The 26,177-nt window shown below is 42.5% G+C and carries 31 protein-coding genes; 10 read left to right on the top strand and 21 right to left on the bottom strand.

Annotated features, from left to right (window positions below):
• Nucleotides 1-189 precede the first annotated feature (189 nt).
• The 3 genes from FWE23_08975 (at nucleotide 190) to FWE23_08965 (ending at nucleotide 1,312) form a co-directional block, all read left to right on the top strand.
• A complete protein-coding gene (locus tag FWE23_08975; protein MCL2845563.1) occupies nucleotides 190-333 on the top strand; it encodes a hypothetical protein in 144 nt (47 codons plus the stop codon).
• Nucleotides 334-400: 67 nt separating this feature from the next.
• Nucleotides 401-589 (top strand): hypothetical protein, encoded by a 189-nt coding sequence (locus FWE23_08970; protein MCL2845562.1) that lies wholly within the window; start codon nucleotides 401-403, stop codon nucleotides 587-589.
• 12 nt (nucleotides 590-601) lie between these two features.
• Nucleotides 602-1,312: a hypothetical protein gene (locus FWE23_08965; GenBank protein MCL2845561.1), complete on the top strand. Its 711-nt coding sequence runs from the start codon at nucleotides 602-604 to the stop codon at nucleotides 1,310-1,312.
• Between the two features lie 101 nt (nucleotides 1,313-1,413).
• Here the strand turns inward: FWE23_08965 and FWE23_08960 are convergent, their stop codons facing one another.
• The 4 genes from FWE23_08960 to FWE23_08945 all read right to left on the bottom strand — a co-directional run bounded on the left by FWE23_08960 (nucleotide 1,414) and on the right by FWE23_08945 (nucleotide 5,040).
• A complete protein-coding gene (locus FWE23_08960) occupies nucleotides 1,414-2,448 on the bottom strand; it encodes a hypothetical protein (protein MCL2845560.1) in 1,035 nt (344 codons plus the stop codon).
• Nucleotides 2,449-2,537: 89 nt separating this feature from the next.
• The gene (locus FWE23_08955) at nucleotides 2,538-3,827 is read right to left on the bottom strand and encodes a hypothetical protein (GenBank protein MCL2845559.1); all 1,290 of its coding nucleotides are present in this window, start codon (nucleotides 3,825-3,827) and stop codon (nucleotides 2,538-2,540) included.
• Nucleotides 3,828-3,854: 27 nt separating this feature from the next.
• Nucleotides 3,855-4,133, bottom strand: coding sequence for a hypothetical protein (locus FWE23_08950; protein ID MCL2845558.1), 279 nt, complete (start codon nucleotides 4,131-4,133; stop codon nucleotides 3,855-3,857).
• 1 nt (nucleotide 4,134) lies between these two features.
• A complete protein-coding gene (locus FWE23_08945) occupies nucleotides 4,135-5,040 on the bottom strand; it encodes a hypothetical protein (GenBank protein ID MCL2845557.1) in 906 nt (301 codons plus the stop codon).
• A gap of 84 nt (nucleotides 5,041-5,124) precedes the next feature.
• Here FWE23_08945 and FWE23_08940 point away from each other — a divergent pair, with 84 nt between their 5' ends.
• Nucleotides 5,125-5,535: a KTSC domain-containing protein gene (locus FWE23_08940; GenBank protein MCL2845556.1), complete on the top strand. Its 411-nt coding sequence runs from the start codon at nucleotides 5,125-5,127 to the stop codon at nucleotides 5,533-5,535.
• Nucleotides 5,536-5,996: 461 nt separating this feature from the next.
• Complete coding sequence (locus FWE23_08935; GenBank protein ID MCL2845555.1) at nucleotides 5,997-7,406, top strand: hypothetical protein; 1,410 nt, start codon at nucleotides 5,997-5,999, stop codon at nucleotides 7,404-7,406.
• A 203-nt stretch (nucleotides 7,407-7,609) separates the two neighbouring features.
• Here the strand turns inward: FWE23_08935 and FWE23_08930 are convergent, their stop codons facing one another.
• Complete coding sequence (locus FWE23_08930; protein MCL2845554.1) at nucleotides 7,610-7,762, bottom strand: hypothetical protein; 153 nt, start codon at nucleotides 7,760-7,762, stop codon at nucleotides 7,610-7,612.
• Between the two features lie 355 nt (nucleotides 7,763-8,117).
• On the opposite strand from FWE23_08930, the gene FWE23_08925 reads away from it, so the two are divergent.
• The 4 genes from FWE23_08925 (at nucleotide 8,118) to FWE23_08910 (ending at nucleotide 9,760) form a co-directional block, all read left to right on the top strand.
• A complete protein-coding gene (locus tag FWE23_08925) occupies nucleotides 8,118-8,690 on the top strand; it encodes a hypothetical protein (GenBank protein MCL2845553.1) in 573 nt (190 codons plus the stop codon).
• A 24-nt stretch (nucleotides 8,691-8,714) separates the two neighbouring features.
• Nucleotides 8,715-9,140 (top strand): hypothetical protein, encoded by a 426-nt coding sequence (locus FWE23_08920; GenBank protein ID MCL2845552.1) that lies wholly within the window; start codon nucleotides 8,715-8,717, stop codon nucleotides 9,138-9,140.
• Nucleotides 9,137-9,454 (top strand): hypothetical protein, encoded by a 318-nt coding sequence (locus FWE23_08915; protein ID MCL2845551.1) that lies wholly within the window; start codon nucleotides 9,137-9,139, stop codon nucleotides 9,452-9,454. The genes FWE23_08920 and FWE23_08915 overlap by 4 nt, the downstream gene beginning before the upstream one ends.
• Before the next feature lie 117 nt (nucleotides 9,455-9,571).
• A complete protein-coding gene (locus FWE23_08910) occupies nucleotides 9,572-9,760 on the top strand; it encodes a hypothetical protein (protein MCL2845550.1) in 189 nt (62 codons plus the stop codon).
• Here FWE23_08910 and FWE23_08905 read toward each other — a convergent pair.
• From FWE23_08905 to FWE23_08830, 16 genes are all read right to left on the bottom strand, one after another.
• The gene (locus FWE23_08905; protein MCL2845549.1) at nucleotides 9,757-10,089 is read right to left on the bottom strand and encodes a hypothetical protein; all 333 of its coding nucleotides are present in this window, start codon (nucleotides 10,087-10,089) and stop codon (nucleotides 9,757-9,759) included. The two genes, FWE23_08910 and FWE23_08905, sit on opposite strands and share 4 nt — an antisense overlap.
• Nucleotides 10,090-10,103: 14 nt before the next feature.
• Nucleotides 10,104-11,168 carry a hypothetical protein gene (locus FWE23_08900; GenBank protein ID MCL2845548.1) on the bottom strand — a complete coding sequence of 355 codons (1,065 nt, stop codon included), beginning with the start codon at nucleotides 11,166-11,168 and terminating at the stop codon, nucleotides 10,104-10,106.
• A 10-nt stretch (nucleotides 11,169-11,178) separates the two neighbouring features.
• On the bottom strand, nucleotides 11,179-11,343 hold the full coding sequence (locus FWE23_08895) for a hypothetical protein (GenBank protein MCL2845547.1): 165 nt from the start codon (nucleotides 11,341-11,343) through the stop codon (nucleotides 11,179-11,181).
• A 2-nt stretch (nucleotides 11,344-11,345) separates the two neighbouring features.
• Complete coding sequence (locus tag FWE23_08890) at nucleotides 11,346-11,768, bottom strand: hypothetical protein (GenBank protein ID MCL2845546.1); 423 nt, start codon at nucleotides 11,766-11,768, stop codon at nucleotides 11,346-11,348.
• Nucleotides 11,769-11,780: 12 nt separating this feature from the next.
• Nucleotides 11,781-13,463 (bottom strand): hypothetical protein, encoded by a 1,683-nt coding sequence (locus tag FWE23_08885; protein ID MCL2845545.1) that lies wholly within the window; start codon nucleotides 13,461-13,463, stop codon nucleotides 11,781-11,783.
• A 2-nt stretch (nucleotides 13,464-13,465) separates the two neighbouring features.
• The gene (locus tag FWE23_08880; protein MCL2845544.1) at nucleotides 13,466-13,960 is read right to left on the bottom strand and encodes a hypothetical protein; all 495 of its coding nucleotides are present in this window, start codon (nucleotides 13,958-13,960) and stop codon (nucleotides 13,466-13,468) included.
• Between the two features lie 90 nt (nucleotides 13,961-14,050).
• A complete protein-coding gene (locus FWE23_08875) occupies nucleotides 14,051-16,138 on the bottom strand; it encodes a hypothetical protein (protein ID MCL2845543.1) in 2,088 nt (695 codons plus the stop codon).
• A 19-nt stretch (nucleotides 16,139-16,157) separates the two neighbouring features.
• Nucleotides 16,158-18,908 (bottom strand): hypothetical protein, encoded by a 2,751-nt coding sequence (locus FWE23_08870; GenBank protein MCL2845542.1) that lies wholly within the window; start codon nucleotides 18,906-18,908, stop codon nucleotides 16,158-16,160.
• Complete coding sequence (locus FWE23_08865; protein MCL2845541.1) at nucleotides 18,901-19,302, bottom strand: hypothetical protein; 402 nt, start codon at nucleotides 19,300-19,302, stop codon at nucleotides 18,901-18,903. The genes FWE23_08870 and FWE23_08865 overlap by 8 nt, the downstream gene beginning before the upstream one ends.
• Nucleotides 19,303-19,446: a hypothetical protein gene (locus tag FWE23_08860; protein MCL2845540.1), complete on the bottom strand. Its 144-nt coding sequence runs from the start codon at nucleotides 19,444-19,446 to the stop codon at nucleotides 19,303-19,305.
• A 12-nt stretch (nucleotides 19,447-19,458) separates the two neighbouring features.
• Entirely contained in the window at nucleotides 19,459-20,370 is a 912-nt protein-coding gene (locus FWE23_08855) for a hypothetical protein (GenBank protein MCL2845539.1), read from the bottom strand.
• A gap of 91 nt (nucleotides 20,371-20,461) precedes the next feature.
• Entirely contained in the window at nucleotides 20,462-21,454 is a 993-nt protein-coding gene (locus FWE23_08850) for a hypothetical protein (protein MCL2845538.1), read from the bottom strand.
• Entirely contained in the window at nucleotides 21,454-23,097 is a 1,644-nt protein-coding gene (locus FWE23_08845; protein ID MCL2845537.1) for a hypothetical protein, read from the bottom strand. Before FWE23_08845 ends, FWE23_08850 begins: the two co-directional genes overlap by 1 nt.
• Nucleotides 23,098-23,120: 23 nt before the next feature.
• A complete protein-coding gene (locus tag FWE23_08840) occupies nucleotides 23,121-24,560 on the bottom strand; it encodes a terminase family protein (GenBank protein MCL2845536.1) in 1,440 nt (479 codons plus the stop codon).
• 114 nt (nucleotides 24,561-24,674) lie between these two features.
• Entirely contained in the window at nucleotides 24,675-24,818 is a 144-nt protein-coding gene (locus FWE23_08835; GenBank protein ID MCL2845535.1) for a hypothetical protein, read from the bottom strand.
• A 98-nt stretch (nucleotides 24,819-24,916) separates the two neighbouring features.
• A complete protein-coding gene (locus tag FWE23_08830; protein ID MCL2845534.1) occupies nucleotides 24,917-25,369 on the bottom strand; it encodes a hypothetical protein in 453 nt (150 codons plus the stop codon).
• 59 nt (nucleotides 25,370-25,428) lie between these two features.
• Here FWE23_08830 and FWE23_08825 point away from each other — a divergent pair, with 59 nt between their 5' ends.
• The gene (locus FWE23_08825) at nucleotides 25,429-25,677 is read left to right on the top strand and encodes a hypothetical protein (protein ID MCL2845533.1); all 249 of its coding nucleotides are present in this window, start codon (nucleotides 25,429-25,431) and stop codon (nucleotides 25,675-25,677) included.
• Nucleotides 25,678-26,177: the final 500 nt, after the last annotated feature.

Genomic DNA, 26,177 nt, shown 5'->3' with positions numbered 1-26,177 from the left:
TCGAATAGGAATAGGCAACGGCTTTGTCCATTTGGGAATAGGAACGAGAGAAAACGCGGGAGCAAGAAACCCGTCAAATGTAATTTGGTTGTATTGAAAAACAGATAGGGGGAAAGCGGGTTAGTTCGGTTCGTAATAGTGCCAACACGATAACCCTTCCCCTATCAAATAATAAAAGGAGTGAGGAGTATGGAAAAACAAAATCAACGTTCCTGCAAGTTTTCAGGAAAAGTGAGCGAGTGGAAATCTTGGATAACCGAGCAGGTTAAAATCGACAACGCAATTAGAGCGGGTAAACTTATTAAGGAGGCAAAAATATGCCATTTATTTTAATTGTGGGAATAGTAATAACATTGGTGTTTGCGATAGCAAGCGTAAATTCAAAAAGGGAGTGCGAAATATGCAGAAAGTAAAAAAAGTAGAGGAGAACTCACCATATTTTCCATCGGGAGAAAATATCAGTGATTTAATGGCGAGTTTAGACACTTTGACGAAGAAAATGAGAGTTTGCGGAATGCAGAAGTTCGACAAGGACATTATCGCAATTAACGGCAAAACAAAGCGGATTAAAATAACGTTTTCGTATTGATTGGATTGGATTGTGAAACTGTCAAAATCGAAACAACAGCACGCCGAGGCGGAGCTTCTCGTTCGAGAGTTAAAAAATGAACTTTCAAACGAGAAGCTTACTCGACTACTTGAATTGCTCAAAGCTCCCATCGTAAGCAAGTATGAAAGATGGAAGTTAGTTTTTGAATTTGATGAGTTTTATAGTATTGCTCAGGAATGTTGCATTAAAAGTATTGAAGATTACGACATACGGCATAAAGTTTTTTTTGCATTTTTCAGTCGAAATCTATTTTTTCTCGTAATCCGATACTGGGAAAAAAACATCCGCGACGCAGGAGGAAAAGGCAGAAAGATGTGTGATAATGATTTTTATCGTATCGGACATTTGATGGGCGCGGAAGATGAGAAAAATTACGATGTTGCAATGGAGCCCGAGGAGATAAAATTTGAAGCATACGAAGATACATTCGTATTAGAATACCTACCGAGCATTACCAAGGTTGCAAATAATTTGGGGATAAAAAAGGAAAAATTAAAAAAAAGATTAAAAAAAACAGGAATTTACGAAAAAGTGAAATTGACAAATTGCAAAAATATAAGAGAATATATACTATCTGAGCGAAAACGGCTCGGGTTAAAAATTCCTCCTCCGAAAAAAGAGGGCGAGGAGAAGCAACGATACAATGAGTATCAGCGGAACTACAAGAGGCGAATGCGCGCAAAGCCTTGTGTAGATGTGTAGATGGTAGGGCTATATGCCAACACAGGGGGCGGGAGAGTTCACAGTTTGTAATGTTTTCAACAAACATAATTTTACCTTTTCTTCCCGTCCCCTGCTTTTTTTTATGCTACAATAACCGTAAATGCAGACTTATTTCGTCTTCCCGCGCTGGTCTGTATCTCAATAGCCGCAGTATTTCCCACAGTAAGCCCGTTCGGCACATTTACAATAATCTCGTTATCGTTCGGTGTCCCGCTGATAGGATTAACTGTTGCCAAAAGTCCACCTATCCATACCGTCGGATTAGTAGCACCCGGCATAAAACCCGCGCCCAAAATAGACAAATTGCCGCCACGTGTCGCACGTCCGCTATTGCTTAACGGGCTACGTGTGCTTGATGTCCCCGTTGTGTCGTCGAGCGTGCTGTCTATGCGGATTGTCGCTGTTCCTGTAGATACCATTTTGAACGTGCTGACTACCTGCGCTAAAGTGCCGACGATTTTAATGTTGAACGATTGAGCTAACGGCAGATTTTCGGGAATATTCGCAAACAACATATTTGTCATTCCCGATACGCCATAGCCTTGATACTCTGTGCCGTCCTGCGCAACAAAAACAACGTTTGTTATGCCGCCTAAAAGTGAAAAATTAACCCCGTATATCGTAATATTTCCGCCGATAGTTAGGTTTGCCGTGTTAAGCATTGACCCGACGCTCCCGCTGATACCGTCAATAGCTGATGATATTTGTGGTTGAGCCGCCGTAGCGTCGATTGTCCGTCGTCCATAACAACGATAAACTGCCAGCGTTGACGAAGCGCCAAATCTGAATTTCTTATATTGATAAGAAAGACTTTGTCCCTGAATGCGAACATTGAATTCCCCTACCGATATTGTCTTGCCGTTCGGATTGTCGGAATTTATTAAAAACTTAAACTCATTGCCCTCCTCATCTACTATTTTGCCCACGTATGTGATGTTTTCGTAGGTTTCATAAACATCGGGAGCTGATGAGAAAGACTGTTTCGGTGTTGGTCCCATAATAGTAGCACCTGACCACATATTCCCGTTATAATCCGACGTAATACTTAACGTCGATATATACAAAGCTCCGCTCGGTGGTGCTGTGTAAACTTGTAAAATTCTTGATACTGACATAATTAAAATCCTTTCTTCTTTTGTTTAAAAAAATGGGGAGGGATTTAAGCCCCTCCCCTCCCGTCAATACATTTTCGCAATTATTACGACTAATCGGTTGTTGCAAATACCATCGAGTTTTGGTTCCACATATTGGCGTATGTGGGATTTCCGCCCGAAATACCGTTTGTCGTGTTGAAACGTTGCGGTATAACAAACTCTTTTCTCGTGTATCCTACATCGTTGGTGATGGCAAATGCCCGTCCCGTAATGTCTTTATACGCGATACTTTCGTTTTCGATGATACGCATTTTCCAGTCGTCGCCTGCAAGGACAGCACCCTCGCCGCAAAGAATTGCAGGTTTAAGTGCTGTCGGTGCAACAATGCTTTCGACGTCAATCGTGCGCATATTTGCAACTGTGTTTCCAAAGTCGATAGTCGAGCCTGAGAAGCCGCCGCCCATTCCGTCGGAAATATACACGCTATCCATCAACGGAGTTCCCACGACAAGAACTTGCGACAAGATGTAAGAGTGCCATCCGAGAAGCGATACTTCTTCGGGAGCAAGAGACATCTGTGTTTGGAAGTTCGGCGTCGTGTCGAGAATTGACTGCGCTGTTTCGAGCGAGCAATACAACACATACACATACTTTTTGCCCTTGATTTGCTTCACGCGGTTTTTAACTGCCGCGTTTTTAACTTTCAAAAGACCATTGTATGTCATCTGCGTGGTCGGGGTAGCCGCAGAAACAGCCGAAGCGACAGCGGTGTTCCAAGCGGTGTCATTGATTACGGTTGTCGGAGCAGGTTTTGGGACAATGCTCACGTTGTCGCCGTTAACGATACCGAAGTTAAGACACGCACGCCCAACGTTTGCCGTTCCTGCGATAAGCGGATTACCTGCTTTCAGGTTTTCGGGTTGGAAAAGCATATCGGACGCGCCGCGAGTTAACGCGCGGAAAAACTCAAAGTTCAAGCGAGGAACGATACTGTTTTGTCCCTCTTGCTTTGTGATTTCGAGGAAATCCTGCACCTGTTCTTTGTATGACTTTGTGCCGTTGTGTCCGGGTGTTCTGCATTCTTTCGTAATGCTGTCCACGCCGAAATTACAAGAACCGTGCGGTGTGATTTGTCCTGTGTTAACTGCGCTGTCGTTGAATGACCAATTTGTGTTGGTGTCGCGAACTGCCGTTTTAACGCCCCACGCGTTGTTTTGCAAGGTTTTACGCTCGATAACGTTCGACATTGCATAGCTTTTGTCTCTGTTGGTCTCTTCGTTCTCCACTTCGCTTGAAGTGTAGCTGAAAGCGTCCAAAATATTCAATGAACGCATTGACAATTCAATTTCAGGGATAAACGCCTGAATTGTGTCCTGATTGAAAACTGCTAAATCTGCCATTTTTTAAGGCTCCTTTTCTTTAATTATTTACTTGTCCAACGTTTCGTTTGCGTTTTCGTTGCTTGCTTCGACTGCGTTGTCTGCCGAATTACTCGCGCTTTCGTTTCGTCTGACGTTATTTCTCGGGCTTCTCGGCGGTGCGGCAGGTATTGGCTTAACATCTGCGCCGCTCGCTTTTTTATCACTGACATTTACGCCTCTTTTCTTCGCAAATACGACAACTTGCTCGTCTCTGTCGTATTCTGTATCTGCAAAATATGCGTAAGTATTTGTGATAACAGTTCTGTCAAATACCATCTTTGACACTTTAACCTCCTATGTATAACTTTTTAAGTCTTGCGTATTCTGATTTGTCGGAGCTTTTAATCGCGTCCGCCATTTTACGCGCCAACGTTTCCCTGTCGTCAATGCTTTCGCCGCCGAGGCTTACACTTGCAGTGCTTGCAGGCGCGGCTTTAATCACCTTGACCTCTTTCGCGTCTTTCGGCACAAGTCCCTCGTTGAGCATTTGCTTAATTATGTCTTTGCCAAAATCCAACTGGTCGAGCGAACGAATGCCTTTTTTGGCAAGTTTGCTCAACACTTCACCGTATTTGGACTTCTTAAAGTCTTCGCTGTCAATCTGCTCAATGTCGTCGTCGTCGGTAAGCTCGTATCCGATGTCTCCCGTCAATTCCATACTTTTAAGCAGTTTTTTAAGTTTGCGCTTCTGCTGGCGTGTATTATCCGCTCGAATGAAGCCTGAAACGATGTCGATTGCGGGATAGTCCGCCGACTTGCGACATATATCTTGTAGCGCGTCAACAAGTGCCTCACCGTTTGAAGATTGCACGGCGTCAACTACTGCCGAAATGTCGTCTTCCGACACCTCGTAGCTTTTTGGCTCGTCTCCTCGTCTCATTGCGCCGAAAAGTTTTCCCAAATATCCGCTTTCTTCGATTTGTTGTAGTGCTTCTGCCACTTCGTCCTCGGAGTATTTCCGAGTAATTACATCCGCCGCCGCTTCGGCTTCGGCTTCTTTCTCTGCCGCTCCCTGAACGTCTCCTGCTTCTTTTGCCGCTTCGGCTTCTTTAACATCTGCAAAGACTTCTTTTAAGTCTTCTTTCACAGCGGCAACGTCGTTTGCGTTTTCGCCTTGGTCTGCGATGGGCTCAATCTCAATCTCGGTGATTGTTCCTGCGTCCTCGTCGATTATCTTTTTTTCAATTTCCACAGTGTCTCCTTTCCTGTTTACCTGTGCTATAAATATTTACAAAGACATTTCAAAGAAAACCGTAAATATTAGTAGGAGGTATAAATGATATTAAAAAAAGTTGCTCGCCAAGCAATAGGTCAATTTTCCCGTGTCCGACGACAAAGTGGAACAATTTGGCAAACAGAAGGTAATTATACAGCCACAGGAGGACAAGGAAGACTTTTAACGCATACAAATGTCGGGAAAGCGGAACTTGACGGACAAGGCACACGCGCTCAGCAAATGCAACGCGAGGGCGACCGTTTGGCAAGATTTATGACAGAGAGACCAAGTAGTGTAATTGAAGCGGTAAGCTATGACGCAAAAGACCAGATAATAACAATTACATTCCCAAGCGGCGAGACATACGACTATGACAATATAAATCTTAACGTGTTAAAACAATGGGCGTATGCTCCGTCAATGGGAAGCTATTTTGCACGTTTTATAAGACCAAAATTTATTTTTAGGTAAGGGGCGGCTTGGGCTCAGCCAGCTTTTTTATAAGTTAAGTACAGCCAAAAATTGCCACAAGAAAAACCACTATCTAACCGATACGCTCCGTTCCTCCGCTACGGTGGATACGTTATTTAAGTTGAAAAATTTTTTTTGTGGCAATTTTTTTTCACTCCCTTCGGTCGCAATAGGAACATCGTCGCTTCGCTCCTCGTCCCTATATAACCATTGTACTGAATTTAAAACATCTCCTTCCCCCCCTGTCCCCCCATAAGTATTTACAACGTATCTTTTTTTTCTTAAAAACAAGTGTGATTTTAGCGTAATTTTAGCCTTTTTCTTAACTCGGAATACCTTGTTTTTAAATGAACTTTCAAATTATTTTGTAAATTTTTCTTTTTTTTTTAAAAAGTGAAATTGACAAAATTGAATATTTTGAATATTTTTTATATGATTGTAAATATTTGTAGGAGGTATAAATGAGTGATACATCAGACAGAATTCAACCGATTAGCCTTAGGGAGAAAATAGGCACAGCGGCAGGCATTGCTGGAACAATGGCGAAAGAGGGACTACGGGCGCACGCTAACGAGTTGATGAATTCTGCAATGAATTTACCCTCAAATATGACAAGCGGACTAAATGAAGTTATCCGAACTGCGGCAAGAGACGTGCAATCGGTTATGCCTAACACAGTAGCAAGCGATATTGCACAAAATATAGAGTTTATGGATAATCCCACGAATGATGTTTTATTACCTGCGTTGGCGGCGAAGTCTGGAGTTGCTCCATTAAAATTTGCAAAGCAAGGGCTATCGCAAGCAAAAAATTTAGTTAGGGGAAAATGGGGAAAAGTCAGCGGAGATATGGCAAAAAACATATTAGAAAATGCCCGAACACAAATAAATCCTGCAGGTATAGCAAGCAATATCGCCGCCGCAAAAGTAGCGCACGAGCGAGCAGATGACGACGGAAAAATACGAGTAGAAAACCCATTTATGCCCGAAATGGACATAATTATTCCCAATATTTCAGCCGGGCAATCTGTAGGACAGAATATTAGGAGAAACGAAGCCGAAGCACGAGCTACTGACGTTGCTTTTTCAGATATGAGGCAACATTTGCGAAAAATTATCTCTGACCCTAAAAATATAAATCCTAATGATTTAAGAGACCTTGACCAACAAATGGGAGACTTAGAGAAAAATTTCAGAGAATGGCAAAAAGGGAATTCTTTAAGAGACTTAGTTTTAGGTGCCGCTCAATCTGCTTCATTCGCCCCAAATCCTATAATTCCTGTATCGCAAGCAGTCGGAAGAAGTGTTAGCGAAGTTTTCAATGAGTTAGGTTCAGACAGTCCCCTTGCAACTGGAATTCTCGGGCTTGACCCCGAAAAGCCCAAGTTTTCAGACGTAGATAGGATTTCAGGCAAAGTCAGTAGTTTGGCGCAATGGAGACATAGACTTGAAAGCATTCTTGGAATGTCCCCAACAACAAAAGAGACGGAAGTCGAACGCGTGAAAAGGGTAGCTGGAGATATTGAAAAATTTATAAGAGGCAATGACCAGCTGGCTTTTGCAGATGTTATAAATCGTGGCATAAATGATATTAGAACAGGCGCAAGGCAAGGAATGACTGAGGAAGATATAGAGAATAATATTTCAGAGCCTCATAGAAATATTATTGACAATGCGCCATTTTCAGAAGCTGAGAGACATAGGCTAATTGGAGAGTTTACCGACCCTGTTGGAAGATTTAACCAAGAACAGCAAAATATAAAAAATCAGACATTAGACAGATTTGCAAAAAGCGAGCCAAATACTCAATGGCAAGACTTTAATTTCGATGACTATGACAGTCAATGGGGAGACTTTGATTTCGATGATTAAACAATTATTGCGCCCAATATGAATTAGGGAATAATACAGGTATTGCTGATATAAACACTGATATAAACGCCCACAAAAATATAGAAATTGTAGTCAATGATATTACAATACAAGCAGTCATCCAAATTCTTTTGCCCCAAACTGTTTTGCAGGCTGAGCTAATCATCGAAGCTAAAAATAAATACAATCCCGCTAATTCCATACTATAATCCTTGAGGGCTTATAACTGTTAACGCCATATAACCTATAGCGAGTAATGAGACCAAAACAGGAACTATAAGCTTATCAAAGCGGCTTTCTTTTGCTCCGCCCTCTAAATCTTGCCATATTGAGGCTGTTAATAAATAACCTATCATACTACACCTCCCGAGTTTAATCTTAAAATACATTATGGCATTTTCTTGTGTCAAGTATTATTTTTGTCAATTTCACTTTTTGGCTTGACTTGTAAATTTCCCATAAATTATTTTACAAGCCTCTACTCTGATGAGGTGGAATATTCCGCTTTTATCTTGTTCTTTGCATTATGTTATCGTGTAAATATTGGTAAACGCCGACTGTGTTGTTCTGCCAATCCATAATTTAACGATAAAAAAATCAAATACGGGATAAAAAAAATTCATCAGAGTAGAGAACTGAGAATTTTACAGGCAGGGCAACCCGTTTTTATCTCCCTGTAAATAACTTTTAATTTTATGGGAGGTCTGAGCTTTGAGAAATTCGCTTATTTTTATTTTATTTTTTGTCGCTGTATCTTATGCAAATACAGTGTTTACACTTGAAGATTTTGCTAATGTGGGCGTATCTCCGCAACGAATAACAAATATAAATGATATTCGATTAGAGGAGTTGCGGCGGGAAAAAAACGGGTTGTGGGCTGGGGCGATTTTATCGGCTTTTGTCGGCGGAATATTTATCGGTGTTTCTGAGGGCGAGGCTGGACTACTGATAACAGGGGCGGCATTTGCAACGGGGGCGAGTGTTATGACATATTCGGCGGCGGTACGAACGGCTGTATATGAAAGGGCGCGATGGGAAGTTAGGCACGACTTTCTTTTTGGTGGTAGAAATCGAAATCGAACAGCGCGGCAGTCCCAAGTAATGCGACAAAGCGAGCTCAGAGAAAGCGATATACGACATAGGCAACTTCAGCAACAACTACAACATAGAGATGTGGAAATTACAACTTCTCCCGCCGAGGCTCAAAGACAAGCGGAACACAGAAGAGAGCAAGAAGAGTTAAGGCAACGCTGGCAAGAACAGCAAAGAAAAAATCTAAACTAAAAAGGAAAGCAGGGGAGGGTGTTTATGGAAAGTTCCATTACTATTGAACAAGGAAAAGAATTACTATTAAGCATAAAACTATTAGATGGCAACAAAAAGAGTTTTCGGGAATTATTGAGACAATACAATACAGACATATATAAATTACTTGGCGACGAATTAAGCTCAAGAGGCTTAACAGGTGCGCAGGTAGGCGTAGTAATTAACGAGATGTATAAAATATGGCTTGGTAAAACGTCAAGAGAATATGAGGGAGCAAACAGTAAGAAAGTCAGGGACGGCATATCTGATTATGAATTGGCAATTTGCACACTTGCAGAAATTACAGCCATTGACCTATTGAAAAACAACGACACTAAAAACATTGAAGATATAAAAGAAATTGCACAAAAAGCGGCAAATATCGCAAATGCCGCTTTGGATAAATGGAGAGAGGAGGAGATGTTTTGAGAAGTATTGCACTAATTATAATTTTATCGTCTTTTACGTTCGGGCAAACAGAATGGGTAAACTTTGACTTTAATGACGATATTACAGATTCGCCAATGTTCAAATCAAGTATGGCAGGTTTGCAAAATCAAGGCTTTATAGATAATGTAGGAAATTTACTAAGAACAAAAGGGCTTCAATGGATAGAACGCGAAAGAGGCTTTGACTTATATCGTTTTGGTGGCGGCTTATCATTATCTCCTCTAGAAGTGTCGCAAATTATAGAAAACGCAAAAAGTATAATTCGCAAAAACATAAATTGCCGTTGCCCTTGACTTCTTTCGATAACAAATATTATTTTCTTAGCGTTAATATCTTACTGCCATAAGATATTGAAAACATTCTGAGGTATGGGATGGCAGTCCTGTATCTCTTTTTTTATTGGGGTTTACATGAAAATTAAGATTGAATTTGACAGCGATTTACAGAAAGACACAAAGTGCAGTATGTTTCAAAATTTTATTAAAACAGTAAAAACAGACGAACAGCTTATCCATTATCTTTTGAACGATATATACGAGGCTATGAAAAACGGAACTTGCGTAAAACAAGTTCCGAGACCTATAAGAAAAAAAGATTAAATTTTCATTGGTGCATAATCGCAATAAGGGATTATTCTTTTTTTTAGAAAATCTAACATATTATCAGCCTCTATCATTTCTTCAATTACTCTATGGTGAATAGGGAAAAAACATACTTCATTGTCGTCGCTGTCGTATATTGATAAAGTTTTTTCTTTTGCGTTATAAGCAAAATAAACCCGCCTTGTTGGCGCTTGTGGCTTTGAGTTAAGCAAATCAGTGTATTTAGGTATGTCTAACACAGATACACCTTTATGTTTTTTATTATACCTCTTACTAAACATCTCTCTTGTGTTTTTTTCTGCTTTGACAATTTCCTTTATCGTCATAATCTTTCCCCTTTTTAAATGTTGAATTTTGCTCTATTTTGGTCATATAGTTCGCTTTCAACAACAAGACTTCTCATTCTGCGAATAATTGCGTTTCTTTCGTCTGGTCTGTTATTCATTTCTTCTATATTTCGCATTCTATTTGCAAGCTCTCTAAACTCTGAATTATTATTAATCATATAGTCAAAAACTTTTTCACTTTCTGCCATTCTGTTATTTTCAGGTATGCCGCCCAAAGAAAACATATTTTGCCCGAAATATCGCGCAACGTTCGCCCTTACAGCTTCAGGAGTTCGTAAACCTGTTCTACTTCTTGCCGCGTTTCTTTGTTGTTCTAATTGCAAATCTCTTAATTCTTGTTCGTCTTTTTCTCGCTGAGAAAGCCCCGCTCCTGCCCCTGCGACTTTCATTTTTTCTAAAATAATTTCTCGCATATTTGCTGGAACCATCCTGTCTATTGCCTGCTCAAGGGTTAAACCGTGTAATTGGGCGTTTGCCACTCGTAGCGTTAAATCGTTTATTTTGTCTTCTTCTGCCTGCCTCTCCCCCGCCTCTCTCGCTCCCTGCATAGCCTCTAAATTCTCACTGTGCATTTGCATTTTATCATCCCGCGCTTGGCTTCTTGCCGCATTGTCGAGCCTTTGCTGAGCCAAATTGCGCAGATTTTGATAATGCGGATTTGCCGCAGTAGCCGCGCTAACACGCTCATCCTCTTCGCCTTGCAAGTCATTTGCGTCTATCTCCCGAAGTGCGCCTACATCTTTCCACTGTTGACGCATATTGTCATATTTGCCCATATCAAACTGTGCATTGTCGTTGTGGAGCGCGTTAAATGCGTCGCCGAAGCCCATAATTAACGACGACAAGCCTGAGCCTACCGCTGTCCCTATTTCTCTGCGTTCGTCGGGAGTGCGCATTGCTCGGCGGCTTCTTGGTTCCACTTCAAAGCTTGGTGCTCCTGTTTCGCCCTGTCTCTCACTTGCCTTAACGCTCGCGATATCCTCACCGACATCTTCACCATCTGCAAAACCTTGCATATATTCGTAAAAATCATCGTTCATACCTTTTAAAAAATTCATATTTATCCCCTTACTTGCTTACGTGTTTTAAAAGCTGGTGAAGTTCTTTTTTTGATAATTCAGAAACCGACACTTCATTTTTTTCGATTATGTAAAGCTTTTGGCTTTCTTTATCAAAACATACATAACGCCCTGCTTCGGTTATAATGCAATCTTTGAAAATGTTTACACCCATATTTACCTCCTTAATCTGCTTCCTCTTGCGTTTGCCAACGCTTCGCCCATTCCAAGGGTCATATTTTGTAATGCGCTCATTTGTCTTTGCGCGTCGTTTCTCTGCATTTGGTGCATAATTCTGTTTGTGCGTATGCCCTCTTCGCCCTCGGATACATCAAGCTGTCCTTGCTGTCTTTGGAGGTTGTTAAGCACGTCGCCCCATTGACGCTCCCACGCGCGTTGGAGTTCGTTGTCGGCGTGTTGTTGCTGTCCGAAAGCGAATTGTTGCTCCCACTGCCTATTTGCGTTGTCAAATTCTGCCTGCCATTGTCTTTGTTGTTGTCTGCGATTGCGTTTTCCGCGCACGCCCGACATTGTCGCCGATGTTCCCGCCGCTAATGCTCCAGTTATTGCTGTTGCCGCCGCCGCTGTTCCTGCCGCCATTATTTACCTCCTTTATTGCCAAAAATTATGAGACATTGCATTTAAGATATCTCCCAAAATTTGTAAAACAGAATCCATATCTTCCGCTCTTGTGCTTTTCCAATTATTTATATTATCGGTGTGTCTGATATGTCTTGGGTTATCACCGAATATGTTATTCCATTGTAGGTGCCCCCATTGGCTATTCGACGGATTTAAGGCAATTTTAAATATTTCATCCGTCAACTCAGGGGGTATGCTATTAAAAAAGTCCATCATTCCAAGCCCTATATTTCGCCATTCTCCTAAAGGAATTTCAAAAGTCGCTCTTAATATATCAGCCGATTCTTGGTTAATAACTCCTGATGACACAAAACTATCCATCAAGTTGATATATGGCTGTTTTTCAAACTGTCTGTTGCTAACAGCATTCATATCATTACCCCAATAATTAAACTTAAACCCCTCAGGAGCTATGCGAACGGATGTGTCTATATCATTCTTGGGGTCTCTTCCCGGTGTGATAACACGCTCATTTTCCATTATCCTATCCCAAACTGAAATGGCAGAAATACCGTCAACGCCCGCTATTCCTGCCTCCAAGTCCTCCATAATATGCTCGACGCCATCCTCAATTATCCAACGTTGAGCCACATTCTCTAAGTTTGAGTTTGCGAAGTATGCGGCTCTTTCTTGCGGGTCTTCGGGCATATTTGCAAGAACGGTTGTCATATACGATATTTCCTGCAGTTGTTCCATTGATATATCGCCGTTCAAAAATGCCGTGATGAGGCTTTGCGTGTCTATCGCGTGCAATCCTGTTTCTTTCAGAATAGCCTGTTTAATTGCCTGCACTTGGGGAGTGGGAGCAGAAAAAGCTCTGTCAATCGTATTTATCATTATGTTTACTTCGGCACCGTGTTGACGGATAAAATCTTCGGGAGGCATTTTGCTCCACGTTTGTATTTCGGTTTCTATGTTTTGACGCCAATCCTGCTGTTCTCCGCGCGAAATCTTATCCAAAATATCTGTAATTTGCTTTAATTCGCTATCAAGCCTGCGTGCTTCCAAAAAGTCTCCGCTGTCGTTTGCCGCCTGTATTCTTGCCGATAGTTCGGCTTCCAAGTTTTCAAAGTATGCTAAATTAAGCGTTCCCTGATTAAACAAGTCGGGGCGGAGGTCGATTAACTGCTGGACTTTATTCCAATCCAAGTGGTAGAGTGCCTCGTCAAAAAGACGGTTGAAATGCTCAATTTCTTCATTGTCAATCCTTACATTTTCACCGTGAGCCCAACGGTCAAATGCCGCCTGCTCGCTTTGAAGCCTGCCTGTCAAATCTACCTTTTGCTGACCTTGCAGACCAAGCATTTGTTGATATTGTGCCAGTTGCTCGTCTCTCTGCCGTCCTTTGTTTTCCTGCACCTCGCGTTGCGCCTGAATTGCGGCGGCGTTTTGGTCTCTTGCGCCTGCCTGTTGTGCCGCGCTGAAGTTTTGCATATTGCGCTGTAATGACGCAATATCTACGTTTTGCTGTGTCTTTGAAGCCGCCTGTTGCTGAGCGTGCGCCTGCTGTTGCAACTGTTTTTGCAACTGTTGTTGTTGTTGTTGCTGTTGCTTCTGTTGCTCCAACTGTTGGCGGTGTATGTTTTGCGGCGTAGTAATTGGCGGCGGCGTATTCGTTTGTTGCGGCGGCGGTGGTGTTATTTGTTCAGCCATAATCATTTATTCCTTTCCATAATTTTATGAACTATCAAAACAAGAGAATTGAAATCGCTCTCCGAAAGCCGCGTGTTTGCTCCGCTTCCCTCTATTGCACGCCACATTTGCCTGTGGATAAATCCCGAAGTGTCGCGCATATATTGATTGAGATACTTTTCAATGTCCCAATTTATGTGATTTATATCAAGCGAGCGTTCCATATTGTCTTTGAGCGTGCCAAAAACGTGATATCCGATTAAATTTTCCCTGTCGACACCGTATATTTGCACGTAAAAATCCGACAACAAACGCATATCATCGCTGTTAATTCTGTGCTTATCTTTTTTATATTTGTCGCTTTCGCTCTTGCCTGTCTGCCCGATAGCAATCTTTTTGCCGTCTTTCCCCTGAATTACAATTCCTCTTTTAACTAAAAATATAGCCATCACCACCAAACCCACGGTTTGGATGTAATTTAAGCTGTTATATCCGTTAAAAATACCGCTCAAATCCATTCATTAACTCTCTTTCATCTAATTTTTTAATTGCCAATGCCAAACCTGCAAGCACCACTGCGCCCACTACCAAAACCCAAATATAACCCATTATGCCACCATCCCTGCGTTAATGCCGAGCTGTGCATTTATATAATCGTCGTATTGTTGCGGATTTGTGTTCGGGTCAATATCCTCTGCGCCCACGGGAACATTGCCGTCCGCCATTTGCTCGTCGGGAGGAAGTGCGCCGCCCTCGGGCATTTCTCCGTCTTCCATCGGAGGTGCGCCGTCAAGTCCTGCTTCGTCCGCCTGAGCGTCCATCTGATTTTCCAAAGCTTCGCCCATTTCTCTTATTTTGGCGTATGGCATTGTGTTAAACATCATCGCCGCTTTTTTCATATCGCCTTGCATTAAATTAAGTATTGTGCTTCCGTTTGCCATCATAAACTCCTGCATTGCCTCGGCTTCGATGTCGTCGTTAAGCGCGCTTGAATTCTGTTGTGCTATGAAATACCTGAACTTACCCTGTCTCAGGTCGTTCATCACTCGAATTATGCGCCCTGCTTTGTCTTGCGAAATCTGATTGACTTCTACCATTTCTTCGGTGCCTGCGTCGTCGGTGATTATAAACACTTCTTGATTTGTCGTAGTCATACAAAACAGGTATAAAAGTATGTTTGTAAGGTTTTCGTCGCATTTGTTGAGGTTGTTTATGTAGGCAGACTTGGAGGACAAAGCCTGCCGAATATTCATTGACGTGCGATAATTACTACTTGAAGCCTGCGTGCGCCCCTGCATTTCTTGATTTATGCCCGTGTATTCTTTAATTCGGTCGTTCAGGATGTTGTAATATTCGAGCAAGGAGGTGTTCGGCGTTTGCACATCCACACGGAAACGTCCGCCCGACACTCCGCCCTCGGTTGTTATCAAGTGTCCAAAACGCGCCGATAATTGCTGTCTAATGACTTCGTCGCTGGTTGCTTCGTCGAATGTTCCGCGCTCCGAAATAAGCGTCTTTCCGCCGCTCATAAACATTGCGTCGTGTGCAAATGTAGCCGTCAGTGCCAAGTTTTGCAAATCGTGTGCGATAACGTCCGTAAACGCCTCCACTTTTCCGCTGATTATGTTTGGAACATAACAAACACCCGGTAAAGAAACGCGCCTGTCGGTTGTCGGGATTTGTATCGGGTGCATTCTGTTCCGCAGAATTATGCCTCGGTCGGTCATTGCCGTCTCCCATATCACATTTCGAGTGCGATTTACAAGCGCATACGTCGGGTTTGTATCTTGGAAGAATAAAATGTCGTCTTCCGTCCAGTCGGGCGTGATTATTATCTCGTTGCTCGTTTCGGTATCGACAAAACACGCGCAATCGACAACAACACTACGAAGCCAAGTATAGCGGCAAGCATAATCGCGGTTGCTCAGGCTCGTTCCCGACGGGCTGATTTTCAGTTGGTCAAATCTCTGTTGAAAATCTTCTCTGCCTATCATAACCTGTCGGTTGCTGACACTGCTTACATAATCCTCATTGTATTGGCTCAAATATTCGTCGATAATATCTTTTTTGTCGTCGTATAAAATATACAAATCGTCGTTTTTGATGTGGTCAATCAGGATTATATCTTCCACATCCGAGCCTGATTGATACACTCGCATATCGGGAAGCGTGCTGTCGGACGAATAAACTTGAAGCTCAATACGTCCCGCGCCAACGTCGCTGTCCAAAACATTTATTTTCAGGAACGGATAAAATCCCTCCGACACTGCTACTTTCACCAATTCGCGGAGTTTGTCTTCAAAACCTATTTGTGTTTTCAATCCCTTAATCAGCAAGTCCATTGTTGCGGCGTCGATTGAGTTCTCGATGTTCATTATCGCCTTAATTCTGCCGTGAAAATGCGCGCGATACACATTATCCGTGAGGTTTTGCAACACGGTTGATACGATATTCGGCTCAATGGGGTCGTATTTCAGCAAGTCCTTGAGTTTGGCGCGCAAGCTGTTTGGGAGCAATTTCCCTTGTGAAATCAGTCTGTTTCTGTATCTGTTGTTTAGCTCTTCGTTCCAAAATTGCCTGCGTTGGCGGATAACCTCGGAGAAGTTATAAAATAACCGTGTTGAATTTTCATCCCAATATTTTAGTTTTGTATCGTTAAACTGCTCATCCGTATATTTAACAGGTTTGACTTTCATTTATACCTCCTACAAATATTTACAATCCAAATGCAGACGGCGCAAACATCCTGACAACTATGCCGCCGCCCGAATCGTGCAAGTTTTTGAATGTATCAATATTCATCAGATAAACAATCGCGTTTTGGTCGGATATTACGCCCGCTTTGAACGGACGCGCCCAACCCGGAACTGTCAGCAGAGAGCCGTTCTCTCTTGCTGTGCTGAATATATCCTCGTGGGAATACAGCGCACAACCAACCCAAACCTCCAAGGAGTGCGAAACTTGGTAATTGTTCGGTTGCGCGCTTAGTATTATCCCGATAAGTTTTTGGATAACCGTGAAAAATCTGTCTCGGTAGTCCTTGTATGTGTCGTCAAAAAGTTTTGTTATTATGAAAACGTCGCTTTCTCCGTGTTCAACGTAAAACGAAAATATATCATTTCCGAAATTTACCAAATTTACCAAATCATACAAATCGTGCTGTGTGTTGTCTTTATCTTTCGTGATGTTCCGCGCATACGTCGCCCATCCGTTGTGCAGGACGTCCTCAGTGTAAACCGTAAACATCTGATTGCGAATGCCGATAGTGCGCGGCGTGTGTATCACCATTTTGGTGAGTGTCTCGGCAATCGACAAGGTTTTAGTGTTTTTGTATCTGTTTTCGTAGCCCCACTGCAGATTTACTTCGCCGCGCTCGTTAAACAGTTTCCCGTTGTCCCCGATTATCATCGGCGTGTTTTGGGACGTTATATAAAGTTGCTCTTTTGTCGAGAAATTGACGTTAAATACTCGGCGTTGATTTCGGCGAAAGTCTCTTATCCCGTCGTTGCCAATAAATATGTTCGTCGAAACGCTGTCGATTGAATAAATGCCATTTGTGGTCATCACCAAGATGTCATCGTTGAGCAATCCGATATTAAGCACCTTTTCGGGAAACGTCAGAACTCCACGGTTTGGATTGAATGTGTCCGTTTGGTCGTTGTTTGCCGCAGTTCCGTTTCTGTAATTCTGCGTTATCCCAACACAATTGTCAAATGCGAACACTTTGAAGTTGTCCATCGGAATAACTGCCTGAATTCCGATATTTCCGATATTCGACAAACCGAACGCATTAAATCGCGCAGAGATATTTCTGAGAATATCGTCAAATGACATCCCCTCTAAAACCTCCGCAAAATTAGGGTTTGGGTTAAAGTTGGGTTGAAGTTGATTTACCTTATATCCTGTGCTTTCTGTATAATACCAAAACTTTTGCCCCATATTGATACTTAAAGGTAAATCGCAAACAAAATGGAAAGTATTCTGCGCCGAATTCTCGCTTTGAACAGTCCGATAAACCCGCATTGCATTATACGTATCCATCGGGTCAACAAGATTGCCTGAAATATCCATAAAATAATATTCGTTTTCTTGATACAACTGCTCATTCGCCGTAGTTCCCGACACAGAATTTATAGGCGAAATTGTCATAATTTGTGTTTTATCAGGGTTATCATTCCACATATTGGGATGGTTTGCATATAGTCGCGCAGGGAAACGCGCGACTCCCGAATTATCTGTTCCTATAATTTGCATAGCGCTCATATCGATTGTTTTCTCGCTAATATCTACATCCTCCTCAATCTGAGGCTTAACAAATGTAAATGACGGCGCGCTGATTTCAGTTTCGAGCTTAATCGGCTGAAAGATGAACGAAATTGTCGGATTAACATTAAGCGCCTGCGATAATGACCCCGTGAATGACGGCGAGTATATCGTCCTGTCTGCCATTCCCGCAACTTGGTCATCGTATGTCAGCACCCACTCGTTATTTCCTGTCTGCTCGTTTACCTGAAACTGAAAAATCCGAGTAAATGCGGCAGGCGCGGTGCCCATCGCAACAACAACATCGTTAAGAACAGGGGAAATATTTGTTTGAGTAAACCAAAAACTCGGAACGGCAGAGGGCGTAGGTATTGCCGCAGGATTTGCCCAAACAAACAAATTTCCCTGTATTATATCTTGAGAGCGTCCCTCACCCGAGAATTGCTCAAGAAACCAGCCAATTCGCGACCTGTGCGCTCTCGGTAAATTATTCTGCTTGCACCAAGTAGCAACAGACTGCACAAACGACGGACGAAAAGCCGCCGAATTAAATACGTCGAATTGCGAGCCGTGAACTGCGCTGTTATTTGTCGCCGCCGTTGCCATAACAGACGTTATAGTATTAACCGTCGGCATATTTATTACTTGGATGGGAGAATTAAGCGATATACTCGCAGTCTGCGGATTTATCGCCATATAAAATATATCGCCGTTAAAACTAACATATACTCGCTTCCTGTCGTAGTCATACCACATCAGGAAATTTGGCGCGAAGTCGTCAAGCGGCATTCCATTTGGTAAATCCTGCTCACTTGTGAAATTTATCACGCTTGAGAATGTGAAAATCTCATTTGTTTTCACGTTCCACTCTACGATGTTCCAATTAATTTGGAATTTTTCAAGTGCTCCCCTCCCCCACACGCCGACGAGCGAATAAATGTAGTCGCCCACGGAAATTGACTTAAGTGATTGCAACCTTACAAACTGTGAAGTATCTGCAAAGCCTGTTTCAAAAGGTCGAGACAATTCGGTTTGTAAGGTTGCAATATTTTGAGTAGTCATAGGTTTCTCAGGCTCAAGGAGCGATGAGGGTATCATATTCAGTATTTCTTTGGCGGTGTTCGGATATTCTCGCCTAAACTCGTTAAGCAGGAACTCCGAATAACTGTCGCCGAATATTGCGTAATTTAGTGATTTAGGCACGAGAACCCCGCTTTGAATATGTTGAACGAATGCGGCGCGGTATCAAATGCACGGTTGCGCCCAAGTATTTTGGCATTGCGTCGCTGTCGCATTCCATTACAACGCTAAAGCCGTCGGAAATTATACCTTTTCCATACAAAAGCGTGATTTCATCGACGTTGCTGTTTTGTGAGAAATTATGTTGTCTGCGAATTCCGCCTGTCGGCAGTGTGTTGCCATCGCGACATTTTACATACAGATTAAGATTGCCGAAATTATGCATTGTGTTTTTTTCGTATATATTTGCGTAAACATCTACTTTGAGAAGCTCGTTTTCGTTGTAGTCTTCATCGTTAAAGTGGGTTGTCTCCACTCGACAGTCGTAAGGCTCAATATAATTAAAATTTAATGCCAACTAAACCGTCCTCTCTCTTTCATCTCTTGAAAGCAAAACTTGCACGTCTGCCTGCAATCTTTGCAAAGACTCAGCAATTCCTGATAACAAATCGAAGATTGCTTGCGTTTCTTCTGTCGGCTGGGGTATTTGGTGTATGCGCATATCATATTATCCTCACAAAAAGTTAATCGGAGATACGGATAACGGGTTAACTTTGGGAAGTGTCGCCTCGGACGGTATTGTATTCACCGTTATTTTCACTCTCTGCACTTCTGCGTCTATCTCTTCTTGGTATGTGTCCATCCTGATAACTTCGGTTGTGTCGTCGATAAACTCATAAACGGACTTTTTCAGTTCGAGGCGTATGAGATTTACGAGTATCGGGTCGCAAAGCAACTGTTCCGACAGCGGAGCGTCTGCATTTACAAGCGGCAGAATGTCTTCCCAAAGCGATTTTATAGTGTGTTGCGGATAGAAGTAATACATTATGTCGTTGTTGTGTTCTGTGCCTGCAAACGTTGCTATATCGGCAACTAATCTCATTGGGTCGTTTGTCGGGCGCATATACGGATATTGCTTAACATAAATGTGATGATCGGGCACCAATTCCCATCCGGGTATTGCGTCGTCGTCCCAGTATTCATCAACAGTTTTTTCGTATTTCAAGACAATGAATTCGACTTCTCTTTCGTATGTGTATATTTGGACAAGGTCTTTGTTGCGTAATTTGTCAAAATGCTCTTGGTCGCCGAAGCCCATAACTTCAACCCTGACCCTGTCGTTGTTCATTTCAAATACAAAATTCCGCACAACAGGCGATACACCATTCGTCCATTCGTTGATGTCGCCGAAATTAGCCGTGAATGTCTTGTCGAATGTTTTCAGTCCGTCCACTCCCAAAGCAATAGGAGACGAGGATGTGCCGAGCGGAAGCGGTGCTGATGTCTCCAGTTTTTTAAATCTTCGGGACTGCATAACTGCGCGGCGCACGGCGTTGTTTATCAGCATTATCCATTCGCTATTATCTCTGATATAGTCCTGTAATTGCACTGGTAGCGTATTTATAATTCGTTGATATGTCAGCATTAAAAATTACCTCCTACTAATATTTACAATGCAAAAAAATCAAGTAAAATCATAAATTTCTCAGAAATTCAGCATTACGCGCGCGTTCTGCTCATACGCTTGCCTCTCTGTGTTCGGTTAACTTTATCGTCCAGTCGTTGGGGTCTTTTAAATCGCCGTAGCTGAAGCTTGTGTCGAGCATATTTCGACAACCGCAGACGGGAGCTGTCCACTCAGCCCACGAGATGTCAAATGTCTGTATCGGGTCGAGCGGCTGAAGTTGGGGCTGTAAACCCGTTGGAACTATCGGAACTCTGTTCATAAAGTTTTGAGTGTCCCACTTGTCGCCCAAATTGGCAAACTGGCTCCACGGGAGGATGTTTGCATTGTTTATCCTAATATCGCCATTTCTTAAATAAAACCGACTGAACATTTGACTGAGAACTCCAGCAGATGGGTTTTGGATGTTGCTTGAATGCAAACTTGAAAACCCTGTAATGTTTACAAATACACAGTTTTTAATGTCGTAGTTATTTGGCGGCGGCATAGCTGTAAGGTCTAAAGTTCCGCCAAACAGGCAAATGCAATTTTTCATTTTCAATGGCGCCGAAGTCATTGAAAATCTATTAAAAAACAAAAATTCGTCATTAGTATGGATAATGCAAGAATAAAAACTCAACGCATAATTAGTCGTCCCAAATATTACATTCCTAAATATGCACCTGTTATAAACTATTGGGAATTGAGCGTTAGATACTATGCTTGTGGTAGTGGTAAAATTTATAATTTCGGCGTCATTGAAATACAAGGTGCTTGATTTTTCGTTTGTTTGGTCGTTAAAAAAATCATTTAAGAATGTTGTTGAACTCTCCAATCTGAGAACATTCTTATTAAAGTTAAGAAATACGCTATATCCTTGACTTTCTATCGGGCGCGCAAAAAAAGGAATAGGTGCATTAAGATTTACGAAGCCGTATTCTATCTTAATTGCGACATCGTCTATCATAACTTGTCGCACGGGGTCAAATGCCGCGCTTTGGGCAATTAAATTGCGTATTACTTCGTGTATATTGCCCGATGTTTCCCAAAGTGTTAAATGCACCATTACTCTACCTCCAAAATGTTTGACAAATTACTCCAATACGGCACCGAGAACGTGCGCGGAACAACTTCAAAGTCCGTGCTGTCAGGAAACGGCGGCTTTGTCGGCGCAGGCGGGATTAAAAAGTTATCAACAAGAACATAATTTCCGACTGCAGGCATAACCCCTGATTGATTATGAATAGTGGTTCTAAAATTGGGGTTTGGCACTTCATCGACAAAATACGATGTGTTCTCAAGCACTTGCATAGAGTAGCTTTCGCCGTGCCGCAAGAATATAACTTCCGACGGTGCGGCGCCAGAACCGATATATACGTGTATCTCAAACTGTGTGGTCGTGTCCACTCCGCCCGACACTAACTTGCTGATGGTGAGCGTTTGCGGAAGCGGATACATCACATTGTTTACATCCACCTGAGCTCCGCCCGCTTGCATTGTGCCGCTACTTGGTGTTATCTGCGGGTCAAATCCTGCTATTTTATCCTCCGACACGGTGAAAGTGTCGCCAACTGCCAAATCGAATACTCTCGATTGCCCGTTGCGCAGAGTAAACGCAGGCTGTGGAGTGCCGTTTATCGACACTCTAATTGTGAAATCCTGATTTGGTGCAACTCCGCCTATCACGTGCTTTGTGATAACGAGCGGGTAATCGTTAGGTTGCGGAGGGTCAAAATCGATGTCCAAGATGGGGAAACCGTCATTTATCGAGTTATTCGGCGGCATTTGCCAAATCCAATTGAAATTCCATCCGCTAAATGTGCTTTGCGTGCGCATTTGTCCCTCTGAACGTCTTCCGTCGGCAGGGTTGGGAGAAACTACATTCTGCGCGATAAACGGCAATGTTGCGCGTGTTATTGCGTATGACGCCGAAACGTGCCCGAAGCCTGACGTCTGCCCTGCAAACAGTCCGACAAAATTAACGCCTGCCGCGGGGACTGTGCCCGTTGCGTAGCAATTATTTATTGGAGCGAGCGATGAGCCCGCAAACCCGCCGATAAATCCGCCGCCTGCCTGAGATGTGATATTTGCACGAGTGTAGCAGTTTTCGATATATCCGCCGCTGTGTTCTCCAACCAATCCGCCGACGAATTGAAATCCTGTCATTGTGGAGTTTACGACGTAGCTTTCCTCAATTATTCCCGATGACGCGCCTGCAATTCCTCCGAGATATTGGTCATTGACGCTTCCGATAACTCCAGTAGCTCGGCAACGAATAATTTCACCGCTATTTAATCCGCAGATTGAACCGACACGGCTACCGCCTCCGATATTTCCCGAAGCTGAGCAGTGGTCAATAACTCCTCGGTTCTCCCCTGCGATAAATCCGATGTGCGAAGCTCCATTGATTGTGCCTGATACTGTCAGACGTTGAACATTTCCCTCAGGGGCGATAAGTCCGAACAGCCCAAATCTATTGGTTGCCCCTCCGACATTCTGCGGAACGAATACGCCCGATATTGTAAATCCGCCGCCGTCAAATGTTCCGTTAAACCCGCCGTCTCCTGACCTGTTCGCTATCGGTATCCAAGGTGTCGTGTTGGGCATCCAAATGTCATTTAGCAGTGTAATAGTCTGCCCTGCAAAACTAACGCCTATATTTACCTGATTTCTGAAGTTCTGTAAGTCGGCTAATGTGGATATATTCATTTATAATTTCTCCCTACAAATATTTACAATCTTGAGAATGGCTCGGTTTTTTTGTTGTCGTAAGGTTTTTTGAGTTCGGGGATGTAGTTATACACATCTCGCGGTATTGCAGGGTCGGCTGTCAGCAAAAAGCGAATTGCCGAAATCGGACATTCCCATTCGGCTTCAATGTTCGCCGAAATTGCGGTGCGCGCAGACGGTTCGTTTGTCTTCCACGAGAAGCGTATGAGTGCGTCGATAACGTTTTTTGCTTCTTCACAAACAAAAAGCATTGGCAAATAATCTTCGCAGTAGTGCAAATGCTCGTTTATTGCCTGTATTCCGTCTTCCCAAAGTGTGGCGACGGGCGCGGTTATTATCGGCATTCCTGCGCGTGCAAAGTTTTCTGCAAGCGTGTATTTCCCGTCGAGGTGTGAACGCTTCATATTGTAGTATATCGGGTCGCCGTAAACCTTGAAATCCTGCACACCGTGCTTGTATGCCATCTCATTTATTGCGTCAACCTGTTGGCGAACGTCGAGCTGGTCGCTTTTTATTTGGTTCCACGGTTTTTGCGGGAAGCAATCAATGGCTATTTTTTGCCCGTGCAGATTAACCGCCCAAAGTATGGCAAAGCAAGATTTGACATCGTGCGGGTCAATCGACACGTAATAATTGTATAAATCGGGCGGCAAGGATGGGATAACGTGTTCGGTCGGGTTAAACGTCTTAAATACGCGTCCGCTAAACTTTCTGAAGTTTCCGAAGAAGCGCGCCTCTTTCTCGTCGGGATTAATCGCTACTATGCGCTCAATCTTGGCTATTTGCTTGGGCGTTGAGTGCGGGTTGTCGTATATACTGCCTTTTATCCAAAGCCAATCAGGCTCTTCCATATAATCAGCCATATATGTAGCTCTGTTTGAAACGGGCGTAAAGAACAGCATAAACTTATTTGCGTTGCTCGGGTCGGTAAGTCGCAGGTTGCATTCGTGAAATATCGGCTCTTTCATCGGTTCGTCCGAGAAAATGGCAAACAATCTTGGTCCCGCGAACTGGTCAACAGACTGGTCGTGAGTTTTAAGTGTGATAGTTTGCCCGTTGATTATCAGCAGTCTGTCTCTGAAACGGATGTCGCAGGTCGGGTCAAGCTTTTTCATTTCTAAATAAATAGCGCCCGACGGTTTAAAGTTTTCCATTGTGCCGATTACCCAAATTCCGATTTCGTCGCCGTTCGCTTTCTTTCGGTCGTAGTCGTCGAACAGTGGGCAGGTGAATGTGCGAAACTCTGGCGGATAACACATATTTATGATTATCGAACACATCAGATGGGTTTTACCGAAGTTATTTCCGCTCGAAACAGCAATCATACTTTTGTCGTCGTATTGCTCGGTAAATTTATAAATTGCGGATAATTGCCCATCGTGAAGCTTCATCGATGTAAACTTCCACTTTTCGTGCATATATGCCTTGATTTTGTCAAGCATTTTTCTGCTCTGTGTATGATGGACAATTTTCTTTGCCGACACACGTGATTATGCTTACCGTAAATTTATCGGTGCAGGCACAGGCATTGTAGTGTGATGAGTAATGAATACAATTCACTTGCTTTTTCCTTTTCCCATATATCCGTTTGCGAATGCGGCGCGCTCAACAGCTTTTGCTTGCTCTTTTGTGAGTTTATTCACAGTTCCCGCATTGCCCCATTTGTAGCCTCCTGTTTGTGTATTTTTTTTCACAGGCATATTATTATTCCTCCTTTTCTTTCACAAAGTGCGATATTATAATGGCAACGATGAGTGTTCCGTATGACGCTGTCAGGGTAAAAATAATCGCATCCATTTTAATTTTCCGTATATTTTATTGGTGTATAATATTTCAGGGCTTTAACAATATCGTTAGCCGAAAACGTTGTTATAGTGTCGGTGTCGATTGCTTCTGCCGATTTGTGCAAGTATTTTATTTTAGTGATATGGAGCGCGTGCCACGTTTTTATGTCGGGGTCTTCATTGCCGTATATATCTTTCCGAGCCTTGCATAATTCTTGTGCGGCTTCGATTTCAATGATTAAAACTTCGAGCGGGTATTTTTCGATTAAGGCTTTATCCGACAAGAATAAATCCGAAGCCATTTTCGCGTTCTTTATTTCTTTGAATAATGCCACAGTATTATTTTTATCGTGAGCTTCCAAATTCAAGGATATTTGAGGCTTTTTTGGCACGTTTGGCTTATTGTCTTTTTCTTCGACTTCTATTTTATCTATTTTATAACCTTTTTTTGTTTCTTTTTTTATCAAAATTTATCTCCTTGTAAATATTTACGTAGTGCAAAAGATTATTAAATATAGGGCAAATTATGAGCATAAGAGGAAACGTAAAAATGATTAACCCGTTGTCTGCGGCTAATATTTTAGGTGTTTCACGCGACACTATAAAAAGGTGGTGCGATAATGGCACGCTACAATCTATACGAGGGAACGATAAAAGGAACAGTCGAAACATATCGGTTGACAGTGTAATACTGCACGCTTCGATAGTCGGAAATAAAGACGCAATGAAACGTGTTGAGTTAATTATGAAAGTTTTGGAAAAGAATAAAATATAAGGAGGGTTTTATTGGACAAAAAACAGATTTTTTCTCGTGTGCGTACATGTGCGGCAGATGTGCGGCACATGTGCGTGTGTGATATTGATATAACTAAGTTAATCAATAGCGGGCGCTTGGGGATGTGCGCGCCTTGTTGATTCACATCAACAATCCATATAAAAAAAGAAATAATAAAATTAAAAATAAAATAAAAAGAAAATATTTTTTATAATAAACTGCCTCGACTTCGCTTCGCTCCGCATTGCATTTTATTTTTATAAATTTAAAGATTTTTCTTTTTTTCTTTTTCGGCAAAACATATCTTACGTTAAAATATATTCCGTCTGTTGTATCAACAAAGTCAACTAAAATCTTTATGTTCTTGTAAATTCTACATAATTCAAGGGGAATAAGTAGGTTTTTCGCATAAAACAGATGTTTTCAGTGCAATCTACCGAAAATAAGTGTAATCTATGGATTTTTTACCGTTTTACATAATATCAATTATGGGAAATAAC

This window comes from Chitinivibrionia bacterium (assembly GCA_009779925.1).
In the GTDB taxonomy this organism is placed as follows: Bacteria; Fibrobacterota; Chitinivibrionia; order Chitinivibrionales; family Chitinivibrionaceae; genus WRFX01.
This window is presented reverse-complemented; position numbering and strand designations above follow the sequence as displayed.

Excerpts from the sequence above, each read along its gene's own strand:
- FWE23_08890 (MCL2845546.1), bottom strand. The coding sequence starts at position 11,768 with ATGGCGGCAGGAACAGCGGCGGCGGCAACAGCAATAACTGGAGCATTA.
- FWE23_08875 (MCL2845543.1), bottom strand. The coding sequence starts at position 16,138 with ATGAAAGTCAAACCTGTTAAATATACGGATGAGCAGTTTAACGATACA.
- FWE23_08920 (MCL2845552.1), top strand. The coding sequence starts at position 8,715 with ATGGAAAGTTCCATTACTATTGAACAAGGAAAAGAATTACTATTAAGC.
- FWE23_08885 (MCL2845545.1), bottom strand. The coding sequence starts at position 13,463 with ATGGCTGAACAAATAACACCACCGCCGCCGCAACAAACGAATACGCCG.
- FWE23_08930 (MCL2845554.1), bottom strand. The coding sequence starts at position 7,762 with ATGATAGGTTATTTATTAACAGCCTCAATATGGCAAGATTTAGAGGGC.
- FWE23_08960 (MCL2845560.1), bottom strand. The coding sequence starts at position 2,448 with ATGTCAGTATCAAGAATTTTACAAGTTTACACAGCACCACCGAGCGGA.
- FWE23_08840 (MCL2845536.1), bottom strand. The coding sequence starts at position 24,560 with ATGCTTGACAAAATCAAGGCATATATGCACGAAAAGTGGAAGTTTACA.
- FWE23_08940 (MCL2845556.1), top strand. The coding sequence starts at position 5,125 with ATGATATTAAAAAAAGTTGCTCGCCAAGCAATAGGTCAATTTTCCCGT.
- FWE23_08955 (MCL2845559.1), bottom strand. The coding sequence starts at position 3,827 with ATGGCAGATTTAGCAGTTTTCAATCAGGACACAATTCAGGCGTTTATC.
- FWE23_08900 (MCL2845548.1), bottom strand. The coding sequence starts at position 11,168 with ATGAATTTTTTAAAAGGTATGAACGATGATTTTTACGAATATATGCAA.
- FWE23_08845 (MCL2845537.1), bottom strand. The coding sequence starts at position 23,097 with ATGAATATATCCACATTAGCCGACTTACAGAACTTCAGAAATCAGGTA.
- FWE23_08835 (MCL2845535.1), bottom strand. The coding sequence starts at position 24,818 with ATGCCTGTGAAAAAAAATACACAAACAGGAGGCTACAAATGGGGCAAT.
- FWE23_08935 (MCL2845555.1), top strand. The coding sequence starts at position 5,997 with ATGAGTGATACATCAGACAGAATTCAACCGATTAGCCTTAGGGAGAAA.
- FWE23_08860 (MCL2845540.1), bottom strand. The coding sequence starts at position 19,446 with ATGCGCATACACCAAATACCCCAGCCGACAGAAGAAACGCAAGCAATC.
- FWE23_08910 (MCL2845550.1), top strand. The coding sequence starts at position 9,572 with ATGAAAATTAAGATTGAATTTGACAGCGATTTACAGAAAGACACAAAG.
- FWE23_08970 (MCL2845562.1), top strand. The coding sequence starts at position 401 with ATGCAGAAAGTAAAAAAAGTAGAGGAGAACTCACCATATTTTCCATCG.
- FWE23_08975 (MCL2845563.1), top strand. The coding sequence starts at position 190 with ATGGAAAAACAAAATCAACGTTCCTGCAAGTTTTCAGGAAAAGTGAGC.
- FWE23_08905 (MCL2845549.1), bottom strand. The coding sequence starts at position 10,089 with ATGACGATAAAGGAAATTGTCAAAGCAGAAAAAAACACAAGAGAGATG.
- FWE23_08850 (MCL2845538.1), bottom strand. The coding sequence starts at position 21,454 with ATGGTGCATTTAACACTTTGGGAAACATCGGGCAATATACACGAAGTA.
- FWE23_08855 (MCL2845539.1), bottom strand. The coding sequence starts at position 20,370 with ATGCTGACATATCAACGAATTATAAATACGCTACCAGTGCAATTACAG.
- FWE23_08825 (MCL2845533.1), top strand. The coding sequence starts at position 25,429 with ATGAGCATAAGAGGAAACGTAAAAATGATTAACCCGTTGTCTGCGGCT.
- FWE23_08880 (MCL2845544.1), bottom strand. The coding sequence starts at position 13,960 with ATGGATTTGAGCGGTATTTTTAACGGATATAACAGCTTAAATTACATC.
- FWE23_08895 (MCL2845547.1), bottom strand. The coding sequence starts at position 11,343 with ATGGGTGTAAACATTTTCAAAGATTGCATTATAACCGAAGCAGGGCGT.